Genomic DNA, 9925 nt, shown 5'->3' with positions numbered 1-9925 from the left:
CACCCCCCTCCCCTCCGTGTTCCCTCTCCTCTTCGGGGGGGGGGGGGAAGGGGGGGGGGAAAGAGGGGGAGAACACGCGGGAAAAACACCCCCCCCCCCCCCCCCCCCCCCCCCCCCCCCCCCCCCCCCCCCCCACCCCGCGTCCTGGACCGCTCCGTCCCCTCCTACGGCGCGGTCCGCCCCCCGGCGCGGTGCCGAGCGCGCGTCCCGCCCCCGTTCCCCCCGGCGGCCTTCTCCCCCGCCGGCCGCCGCCAGGCCACCGCCACCGTCCCCGCCACGACGAGCGCGAGCGCCCCGGCCGCCAGGTAGACCCGGTCCAGGCCGCCGCCCGCCAGGGGCTGGGCGGCGACGGGCGACAGGAACTGGCCCAGGAACATGGCGGACGTGATGCCGCTCAGGGTGCGGCCGCGCACCTCCGGCGACGTACGGGTCACGAGCCAGGTGTTCAAGTGCGGGACGAGCAGACCCACCCCGGTGCCGACGAGGGCCAGGCCGGCCAGGACGACGGGCACACCCGGGGCGAGGCCGATCAGCAGGGCGCCCGCGCCCAGGACGGCGAGGACGACCGCGGTCAGGGCCGCCTCGGCGCGGCCCCGGGCCATCCGCCCGTAGTTGGCGGAGACCGTGGCCTGCACGGCGCTCATCGAGGCCAGCACCAGGCCGCTGCCCGCCGGTCCGACGTGCGACAGCTCGGCCAGGTGGAAGGGGAGCTGGGTGGGGACGGTGTAGAAGACGAGCTGGCCCACGAAGGCCAGCGCGAAGATGCCGAGGGCGACCGCCGGGAGCGCCGTCCGGCCGCCGCCCGCGGCCGGCGTCGACGGGGCCGCCGCCGGGGCGCGCTCCGGTTCCTTGACGACCAGCGCGACGAGGAACGCCAGCGGCAGCGCCGCCAGGTAGACCGCGAAGGGGCCCCGCCAGTCGAGACCGGCCAGCACCCCGCCCAGGGACAGGAACACCACCCCGCCCATGCCCATGGCCCCGGCCTGGAGGCCCAGCACCCGGGACCGCCGGGGGCCCGCCCAGAGGTCGGCCACCAGCGCGGTGGCCGACGTCATCACACCGGCCACGGCCAGACCGAGCAGCACCCGCCCGGCCAGGATCGCGTAGACGTCGCTCAGCACCAGGCCGGAACCGCCGGCCAGGCCGTAGAGGACGACCGAGCCGATCAGGACCGGCTTCCGCCCGGCCCGGTCCACCAGGACACCGGCGATCGGCGCGCCCACCGCGATCGCCAGCGCGGGCACCGTGAGCACCAGCCGGACCAGGAAGGTGATGTCGTCGACGTCGGCGAAGTGCCGCCGCATGGCGGGCAGCGCGGGCGCGATGGTCGCGCCGGCCATGACCGTCAGCATGCTCACCAGGAGCAGCGTGACCAGCACCGGCCGGGCCGGCTCGGACGGTTCGCCGGGGCGTGTGCGGTCGGTCATCGGGCGCTCCGTCCTGAGGGGTTGGCAGGCGTAGTGGAACGCGTACGGCTTGAGCCGCGGTCGAGCGCCGAGCGGCGGGAAAAGGGCCTCCGACTGCCCGAGGCGGCTTCGAGCAGTGCTCGAGCAACCGCCCGCAGCCTGCATCGAGTAACTCCCCGGTGTGCAGAGGCGAAAGGACAGAACAGCGATGTTCTCTACAAACGCGGGCCAGATATGACCCGGCGCGTCGTGATTACGGGTATCGGCGTCCGCGCCCCCGGCGGTAACGGAACAAAGGCGTTCTGGGACCTGCTGTCGAACGGCCGTACCGCCACACGGAACATCTCCTTCTTCGACGCCTCGCAGTTCCGGTCCCGGATCGCCGGCGAGGTCGACTTCGACGCGGTGGCCGAGGGCTTCAGCCCGCGGGAGATCCGCCGCATGGACCGCGCCACCCAGTTCGCCGTGGCCTGCACCCGTGACGCGGTCGCGGACAGCGGGCTCGACCTGGGCGCCGTCGACCCCACCCGGGTCGGCGTCAGCCTGGGCAGCGCCGTCGCCTCCGCGACGAGCCTGGAGAACGAGTACCTGGTGATGTCGGACGCCGGCAAGTCCTGGGAGGTCGACCCCTCCTACCTCTCGCCGCACATGTTCGACTACCTCAGCCCGGGCGTCATGCCGGCCGAGGTGGCCTGGGAGGTCGGCGCCGAGGGTCCCGTGACGATGGTGTCCGACGGCTGCACCTCCGGCCTGGACTCCGTCGGTTACGCCGTCCAGCTGATCCGCGAGGGCGCGGTCGACACCGTCGTCGCCGGCGCCGCGGACACCCCCATCTCCCCCATCGTGGTCGCGTGCTTCGACGCCATCAAGGCGACGACGGCCCGCAACGACGACCCGGCCCACGCCTCGCGGCCCTTCGACGGCACCCGCAACGGCTTCGTCCTCGCCGAGGGCGCCGCCATGTTCGTGCTGGAGGAGTACGAGGCGGCCAAGAAGCGCGGCGCGCACATCTACGCGGAGGTCGGCGGCTACGCCACCCGCTGCAACGCCCACCACATGACCGGTCTGCGCAAGGACGGCCGCGAGATGGCCGAGGCGATCCGGGTGTCGCTGGGCGAGGCCCGCCTCGACGGCACGAAGATCGACTACATCAACGCCCACGGCTCCGGCACCAAGCAGAACGACCGCCACGAGACGGCCGCCTTCAAGCGCAGCCTGGGCGAGCACGCCTACAACGTGCCGGTCAGCTCCATCAAGTCGATGGTCGGTCACTCGCTCGGCGCCATCGGCTCCGTCGAGATCGCCGCCTCGCTCCTCGCCATCGAGCACAACGTCGTGCCCCCGACGGCGAACCTCCACACGCCCGACCCCGAGTGCGACCTGGACTACGTGCCGCTGACCGCGCGCGAGCAGCGCGTCGACACGGTGCTGACCGTGGGCAGCGGGTTCGGCGGTTTCCAGAGCGCGATGGTCCTGCACCGCCCGGAGGTGGCTTCCGTATGAGCACCGTCATCACTGGTATCGGCGCCCTCACGCCCAACGGCCTGGGCACCGAGGAGTTCTGGAAGGCCACGCTGGCCGGCCAGAACGCCGTTCGGGACGTGACCGGCTTCGACGTGTCGCGGTACCCGTCCCGGCTCGCCGCGCAGATCACGGACTACGAGGCCAAGGCGCACCTGCCCAGCCGGCTGCTGCCGCAGACCGACGTCTCCACCCGCTACGCCCTGACGGCGGCCGCGTGGGCGCTGGAGGACGCGGGCGTCACCGAGGAGACCCTGCCCGACTACGACATGGGCACGGTCACCTCCAACGCCCTGGGCGGCTTCGAGTTCACCCACCAGGAGTTCAACAAGCTCTGGTCCAAGGGCTCGGAGTTCGTCAGCGTCTACGAGTCGTTCGCCTGGTTCTACGCCGTCAACACCGGCCAGATCTCCATCCGCCACAAGCTGCGCGGCCCCAGCGCCGCGCTGGTGGGCGAGCAGGCCGGCGGCCTGGACGCGGTCGGCCACGCCCGGCGGACCGTCGAGCGCGGCACCCGGCTCGTGGTGTCCGGCGGCGTCGACGCGGCGTTCGACCCGTGGGGCTACGCCTCCCAGCTGGCGGGCGGCCGGGTCACCACGGCCACCGACCCGGAGGCCGCGTACCTGCCGTTCGACGAGCGGGCCGCGGGCTACGTACCGGGCGAGGGCGGCGCGATCCTCATCGCCGAGGACGCCGCCTCCGCCGTCGAGCGCGGCGCCCCGCAGATCTACGGCACGATCGCCGGCTACGCCTCGACGTTCGACCCGAAGCCGGGTTCCGGGCGCGAGCCGGGCCTGCGCCGCGCCGCCGAGCTGGCCCTCGCCGACGCGGGCCTGGCCCCCTCGGACATCGACGTGGTCTTCGCCGACGCGGCGGGCCTGCCCGACCTGGACCGGGCCGAGGCGGACGCGCTGCGCGCGGTCTTCGGCGAGCGCGGTGTGGCGGTGACCGCCCCCAAGGCGCTCACCGGCCGCATGTACTCCGGCGGCGGCCCCGCCGATCTGGTGACCGCGCTGCTGTCCATCCGCGACGGGGTCATCCCCGCCAGCGGCCGCACCTCGCGCGTCGTCGAGGGCTACGGCCTCGACCTGGTGACCGGCGAGCCGCGCACGCGGCCGGTCGGCGCCGCGCTGGTGCTGGCCCGCGGCCGCTGGGGCTTCAACTCCGCGGTCGTCGTGACCCGCCACAACAACTGACATCCACGCACTCCACAGGAGACATCCCCATGGCACAGCTCGGCATCGACGACCTGCGGCGCATCCTGATCGCCTGCGCGGGTGAGGACGACAGCATCGACCTCACCGGCGACATCCTCGACACCAGCTTCGAGGAGCTCGGCTACGACTCGCTCGCGCTGATGGAGAGCACCGCGCGGATCAAGCAGGAGTACGGCATCGACCTCTCCGACGACGCCATCGGTGACGTGGAGACCCCGCGCGCCCTGCTCGACCTGGTGAACGCCGCGGAGACGTCCGCCGCCTGATCCGCGGGTCGGCGATCCGAACGGGCCCGTATCCCACCGGCGGTGGGGTACGGGCCCTGCCCATCCACGCCGGGCGCGACCCGCCCGAGCGGCACCGCAACAGCCGAGGAGAGACCCGTCATGGCACCCGTGATCCACCGCACCGAGCACACCCTCGTCGTCTCCGCGCCGGCCCAGGCGCTCTACGACCTGGTCTCCGACGTCACCCTGTGGCCGGCCGTGTTCGGCCCGAGCGTGCACGTCCGCCACCTCGAGCGCACCGAGCGCAGCGAGGTGTTCGAGATCTGGGCCCAGGTCAACGGCAAGGTCGTCAACTGGACCTCGCGCCGGGCGCTGGACCCGCGGCGTCTGTACGTGAGCTTCAAGCAGCAGCGGAGCTTCCCGCCGGTCACCTCGATGGGCGGCGGCTGGCTCTTCCGCACCCTGCCCGACGGCCGCACCGAGGTCGTGCTGCGGCACCGCTTCAGCGTGCGGGACGACGCGCCGGAGGCCGTGGCCAACATCCTGGCGGCGCTGGACCGCAACAGCGGCGAGGAGCTGGCGGCCCTGGCCCGGGTCGCGGAGCTCGGCCACCCCGTCGAGGACATCGTGTTCTCCTTCACCGACATCGTCCCGCTCCAGGGCGCGGCCGAGGCCGCGTACGACTTCGTCAACCGCGCCGACCTGTGGGCCGAGCGGCTCCCGCACGTCAGCAGCGTCCAGCTGACCGAGGACGTGCCCGGCGTGCAGGACCTGCGCATGGAGACGCTCACCGCCGACGGCTCCACCCACACCACCCGGTCGACGCGCATCTGCCAGGCCCCCTCGTGGATCGCCTACAAGCAGAGCATCCTGCCGAAGCTGCTGACCGGCCACAGCGGCCTGTGGACGTTCACCGACGGCCCGGACGGCCCGCTGGCCACCGCCCGGCACACCGTGGCCCTCAACCCGGCCACCGTCACCGAGGTCCTGGGCGAGCAGGCCACCCTCGCCGACGCGCGCGCCTTCATCCGCGAGGCGCTGGGCCGCAACAGCCTGGCGACGATGACGCACGCCGCCGCGTACGCCAAGGAGAGCGGCGTCAGCGCGTAGGACGCGCCCGGCCCGTCGCCACGCACCACGACGCCGGCTCCGGAACCCTCGGGGGGTTCCGGAGCCGGCGTCGTCGTGACCGGGCCGCGGCCGGTCCGGTCAGTAGTTGCCCAGACCGCCACAGACGTTGAGGGCCTGCGCGGTCACGGCCGCCGCGTCGTCGCCGACCAGGTACTCGACCATGGCGGCGACCTCACGGGTCTCCACGTAGCGGCCCAGCGGCACGCGGGTGGTGATGCGGTCGTGGGTCTCCTGCTCGCTGACGTTCCAGATGCCGGCGTAGTGGGTGCGCACCCGCTCGGCCATCGGCGTCTCGACGAAGCCGGGGCACACGGCGTTCACGGTGATGCCGGTGCGGGCCAGCTCCAGGCCGAGGGCCTTGGTGAAGCCGACGACGCCGTGCTTCGAGGCGGAGTAGGGGGCCGCGTGGACGACGCCCTGCTTGCCGCCGGTGGAGGCGATGCTGATGATCCGGCCGCGCTTCTTCTCCAGCATGCCGCCGGCGTTCAGCACCTCCTTGGTCATCAGGAAGACGCTGTTGAGGTTGGTGTTGATCACGTCGAACCACAGGTCGTCGGCGATCTCGTTGGTGGCGCCGCCGCCGCTGCGACCCGCGTTGTTGACCAGGATGTCGACGCTGCCGAAGCGGTCGACCGCGGCGGCCACGAACGCCTTGATCTGGGCGGGGTCGGCGACGTCGCAGGTGGTGCCGTCGACCTCGAAGCCCTCGTCGTTCAGCTCCTTGATCGTGGCGGCGAGCTGGTCGGCCTGGCGGGCGCAGAGGTAGACGCGGGCGCCGAGGCCGGCAAGCCGGCGGGCGATCTCGAGGCCGATCCCGCTCGTCGCACCCGTGACGAGGGCAACCGGCTTGACTTCCTGTGCCATGGACTTCTCCCGAATCGCTGCGGTGGGCTGGTGTGCGCCGAGCCTGTCGGGCCCCCCTCGCGCCGCGCTGGAACGCCCCTGGAACTGGAACGCCCCTGGAAGAGGCCTTGCGGACCCTCCGCCCGCACCCCGACGGTTCTCAAGGGCGATTCGAGGAGCGGCCGCGATTCTTGCGGGGCCCGTCACCCCCGCTTCCGCAAAGGACGACGATGACCGCCACGACCGTGAGCAGCGACCTCTACACCCAGGTGCAGCACTTCTACGCGCGCCAGATGCAGGCCCTGGACAACGGCCGGATCGAGGAGTACGCCGCGACCTTCACCAAGGACGGCAGCTTCCAGCACTCCCCCGGCATCGACGCCGTGGTCGGCCGGGACAACATCCTCGCCGAGCTGCGCTCGTTCCTCACGAAGTACGACAACGACCCCACGCAGCGCCGCCACTACTTCAACCAGATGATCCTGGAGCCCCAGGAGGACGGCAGCCTGCGCTCCACCGTCTACGCGCTGATCATCCGCGTGCGCCCCAACGAGCAGCCCGAGGTCTGGCCGAGCACCGTCGTGCACGACGTCATCGACCTCACGGACGGCGAGATCCTGCTGCGCTCCCGCTCCGTCAGCTACGACCAGCTGGTCTGAGCGCCATGAAGGCGTCACCGACCCCGGAACGGCTCCTCGCCCACGCGGACGCGGCGCTGCGCAGCGCCCTGGCGACCGTGGCGGACGACGCGCCGCCCCGCCTCGCCAAGGCCGCGGCCGGTGCCGCCTATCTGGACCTGTGGGTGTGCGAGCGGCTGCTGCGCGCCGACGGCGGCAACAGGTCCGCCAGCGCCCGCTTCCTCCTCCCCCGCCTGCTCATGGAGGGCGTGGACGGGCTGGTGGTGCTGCTCGGCCCCGAGCTCCACGGGGACACCCGGCACAGCGCCGAGTACCGGCGCCGGGCCCGGCTGCTCGGCGCCGCCATGTGGCACCCGGACCACCAGGAGCGGCTCATGGCGGTCGTGGAGCGGCTGTCGCTGCCGCTCCTCGGCGACGACCGCCTCTCCCGCCCCATGGTGTCCGTCCGGCCGGCGGACCTGCCCGCGGCCCTGCTGATGACGCTGGACGACCTGGAGCGCGAGCGCCGGCTGCTGCTGGACGACTGCGCCCTGTCCGAGGGCGGCGCCACGGCCCGGGACTGGGCGCGCGCCGACCGCTACGCCCTGCTGACCGCGGCCGCCGCCTGCGTCGACGACTGGGAGCGCCGCGGCGGGCTCCGGCAGCGCCGCCCGGCCGACCTGACCCGGCTCGCGGGGGCGCTGTCCCGGCTGGCGATCCGCCTCGACCGGACGCCGGCGGGCCCGGACGCCGAGCTGAGCGGCGCCCTCTACGACGAGGCGGACCTGTACTGCCGCACGGCGTCGGCGATGGTGCGCACCGCGCGCTCCGCCGCCCGTCAGCTGGTCGGCGTGTGATGCGCCGCCCCCGTCCGGCCGGAGAGGTCCCCTGATGGCCCCCGTGGACGTCGTGCACGCGGACGGCCCGGGCGGCGCCTGGGCCGCCGCGGCGTCCGCGGCCCTGGAGGCCGGCCGGACCGTGGTGCTGTACGGCCTCGTCGAGGAGTGGAGCGCGCCCGACAGCCCCGAGCTGGAGCTGTTGCTCGGCCGGGAGCGGAACCGCTACGCCGCCGCGCGGCACGCCGCCTGCCGGGACCGGTTCGTGGCCTCCCGGCGGCTGATCAAGTTCGCGGCGGCGGCCGCGCTCGGGGTCTCCCCGTGGAGCCTGGAGCTGGCGGTCGGCCCGGGCGGCCGGAAGTACCTGCGCGGCTGCGGCTGGCTCGGGCTGAGCCTGAGCCACACCGGGAGCCTGCTGGTGCTGGCGCTGAGCACGACCGGGCGGGTCGGCGCCGACAGCGAGACGCTGAGCCGGCCGATGTGCAACGAGGAGCTCGTGCGCCGGGTGTGCACCGGGGCCGAGAAGGCGGCGCTGGCGGCCCTCCCGGAGAGCGGACGGAACCGGGCCATGCTGCGGCTGTGGACCCTGAAGGAGGCCTACACCAAGGCCGTGGGCGTCGGCATGCGCCTGCCCTTCCGGGAGTTCGGCTTCTCCCTCCACGACGAACGGGCCGTCCTGCACGACACCCGGGGGGTACCGGCGCATCCAGTGGAGTGGGTGTTCACCACCCACTGGATCGACGCCGACGTCCCGTACGTCGTCAGTACGGCCCACACCCGGTCACCCGGGTATCCGCTGACGGACTAGCCACCCCCTTCGCGACGCACGCCCTACGCGGTGAGCAGGGCGTGCGTCGGCGCCGGCGCCTCCAGCCGCTCGTCGTTGGCGAGCACGGCCTGGTGGAGGCGCTGGAGCCGCGGCGACGGCTCGACGCCCAGCTCCTCGACCAGGGCCCGGCGCAGCGACTGGAAGGCGTCCAGGGCTCGCCAGGGGTGTCCCGCCCGGTACAGGGCGGTCATGAGCTGGGCGCAGAGCGCCTCGTGCATCGGCTGCTGGGCGACGAGCATGCGCAGCTCACCGATGAGTTCCGCGTGCCTGCCCAGCTGGAGGTCGGCCTCGATGCGCAGTTCGAGGGCGCGCGTGCGCTCCTCCTGCATACCGATGATCTCCATGCCGAGGACCTCGCCGACCGGTACGTCGACCAGCGCGGGGCCCCGCCACAGCTCCAGGGCCCGCCCCAGTTCGGCGGTGGCGGTCGCCGGGTCGTTCTCCGCCATGGCGCGGCTGCCGCGCCGGACGAGCTGCTGGAACTCCAGCAGGTCGCAGGAGTAGTCCACCGGGTTGAGCTGGTAGCCGCCGTAGCAGGTGGCCAGGATGTCCTTGGCGGTACGGCCGTCCTCCTGCGGCCCGGCCTCGCTGATCTTCCGGCGGAGCTGGAGGATGTAGGTCTGCAGTGTGGTGGCGGCGCTCCGCGGAATCGCGTCGCCCCACACCTCGGTCATCAACGTTTCCACCGCGACGACACGGCCCGCCCGGATGGCGAGCAGAGCAAGAATCTGTCGGGGCTTCCCTGCGGTCGGCACAATCGAGGTGCCGTTCACCCGTGCCGCGATCGGTCCCAGAACTTCGATTTGCATGACTGGAGCATCGCAGTGGGGATTCGGCCCCAAACAGTGCGTGAGGCATGAGTCCCTATGAAAATCTCATACCCCGTCCGCATCAGTCCTTTATGGTGCAGATCACAGTGCCGGAGGATACCGAGCTACCCACCTCCGCCGCCAGATCCTTGACGATGCCGGTTCGGTGGGCGTTCAGCGGTTGTTCCATCTTCATGGCCTCCAGGACGACGATCAGGTCGCCCTCCTCGACCCGCTGACCGTCCTCGACCGCGACCTTCACGATCGTGCCCTGCATGGGCGAGGTGAGGTCGTCACCGGAGACCGCCGGGCCGGACTTCCTGGCCGCGCGGCGCTGCTTGGGGCGGGCCGCGGCGGGCGCGGCGCCGGCCACCGCGAGCGAGGCCGGGAGCGTGACCTCGAGTCGTTTGCCGCCGACCTCGACGACGACGGTCTCGCGGCCGGGGGTTTCCTCGTCCTCGTCGGTGGTGGCGCCGGTGAAGGGGGGGA

Annotated in this window: 11 protein-coding genes; 7 read left to right on the top strand and 4 right to left on the bottom strand. The window is 73.0% G+C overall.

Going from position 1 to position 9925, the window contains the following annotated elements; genetic code table 11:
* Nucleotides 1-164: 164 nt before the first annotated feature.
* Nucleotides 165-1427: an MFS transporter gene (locus tag AC07BS_RS33380; RefSeq protein WP_478649805.1), complete on the bottom strand. Its 1263-nt coding sequence runs from the start codon at nucleotides 1425-1427 to the stop codon at nucleotides 165-167.
* A gap of 213 nt (nucleotides 1428-1640) precedes the next feature.
* On the opposite strand from AC07BS_RS33380, the gene AC07BS_RS33375 reads away from it, so the two are divergent.
* From AC07BS_RS33375 to AC07BS_RS33360, 4 genes are all read left to right on the top strand, one after another.
* Nucleotides 1641-2909: a beta-ketoacyl-[acyl-carrier-protein] synthase family protein gene (locus AC07BS_RS33375; protein WP_478649803.1), complete on the top strand. Its 1269-nt coding sequence runs from the start codon at nucleotides 1641-1643 to the stop codon at nucleotides 2907-2909.
* The gene (locus AC07BS_RS33370) at nucleotides 2906-4123 is read left to right on the top strand and encodes a ketosynthase chain-length factor (protein WP_478649800.1); all 1218 of its coding nucleotides are present in this window, start codon (nucleotides 2906-2908) and stop codon (nucleotides 4121-4123) included. Before AC07BS_RS33375 ends, AC07BS_RS33370 begins: the two co-directional genes overlap by 4 nt.
* A gap of 29 nt (nucleotides 4124-4152) precedes the next feature.
* Complete coding sequence (locus AC07BS_RS33365) at nucleotides 4153-4410, top strand: acyl carrier protein (RefSeq protein WP_478649797.1); 258 nt, start codon at nucleotides 4153-4155, stop codon at nucleotides 4408-4410.
* 120 nt (nucleotides 4411-4530) lie between these two features.
* Nucleotides 4531-5481 carry an aromatase/cyclase gene (locus tag AC07BS_RS33360; RefSeq protein ID WP_478935377.1) on the top strand — a complete coding sequence of 317 codons (951 nt, stop codon included), beginning with the start codon at nucleotides 4531-4533 and terminating at the stop codon, nucleotides 5479-5481.
* 99 nt (nucleotides 5482-5580) lie between these two features.
* On the opposite strand, the gene AC07BS_RS33355 is transcribed toward AC07BS_RS33360, so the two are convergent.
* Nucleotides 5581-6366 (bottom strand): 3-oxoacyl-ACP reductase, encoded by a 786-nt coding sequence (locus AC07BS_RS33355; protein WP_478935376.1) that lies wholly within the window; start codon nucleotides 6364-6366, stop codon nucleotides 5581-5583.
* Nucleotides 6367-6575: 209 nt separating this feature from the next.
* On the opposite strand from AC07BS_RS33355, the gene AC07BS_RS33350 reads away from it, so the two are divergent.
* The 3 genes from AC07BS_RS33350 to AC07BS_RS33340 are packed head-to-tail and all read left to right on the top strand — an operon-like array spanning nucleotide 6576 to nucleotide 8606.
* Entirely contained in the window at nucleotides 6576-7004 is a 429-nt protein-coding gene (locus AC07BS_RS33350; protein ID WP_478649789.1) for a nuclear transport factor 2 family protein, read from the top strand.
* Nucleotides 7005-7009: 5 nt separating this feature from the next.
* Nucleotides 7010-7819, top strand: a complete 810-nt coding sequence (locus tag AC07BS_RS33345; RefSeq protein WP_478649786.1) for a hypothetical protein — start codon at nucleotides 7010-7012, stop codon at nucleotides 7817-7819.
* A 34-nt stretch (nucleotides 7820-7853) separates the two neighbouring features.
* Complete coding sequence (locus AC07BS_RS33340) at nucleotides 7854-8606, top strand: 4'-phosphopantetheinyl transferase family protein (RefSeq protein ID WP_478935375.1); 753 nt, start codon at nucleotides 7854-7856, stop codon at nucleotides 8604-8606.
* 23 nt (nucleotides 8607-8629) lie between these two features.
* Here AC07BS_RS33340 and AC07BS_RS33335 read toward each other — a convergent pair whose 3' ends face one another.
* Both AC07BS_RS33335 and AC07BS_RS33330 read right to left on the bottom strand, forming a co-directional pair.
* Nucleotides 8630-9436 carry an AfsR/SARP family transcriptional regulator gene (locus AC07BS_RS33335; protein WP_478935373.1) on the bottom strand — a complete coding sequence of 269 codons (807 nt, stop codon included), beginning with the start codon at nucleotides 9434-9436 and terminating at the stop codon, nucleotides 8630-8632.
* An 82-nt stretch (nucleotides 9437-9518) separates the two neighbouring features.
* The coding region (locus tag AC07BS_RS33330; RefSeq protein ID WP_478935372.1) for an acyl-CoA carboxylase biotin carboxyl carrier protein subunit at nucleotides 9519-9925 on the bottom strand (407 nt) is incomplete at its 5' end.

The organism is Streptomyces sp. NPDC044063 (genome assembly GCF_056434285.1).
This window is presented reverse-complemented; position numbering and strand designations above follow the sequence as displayed.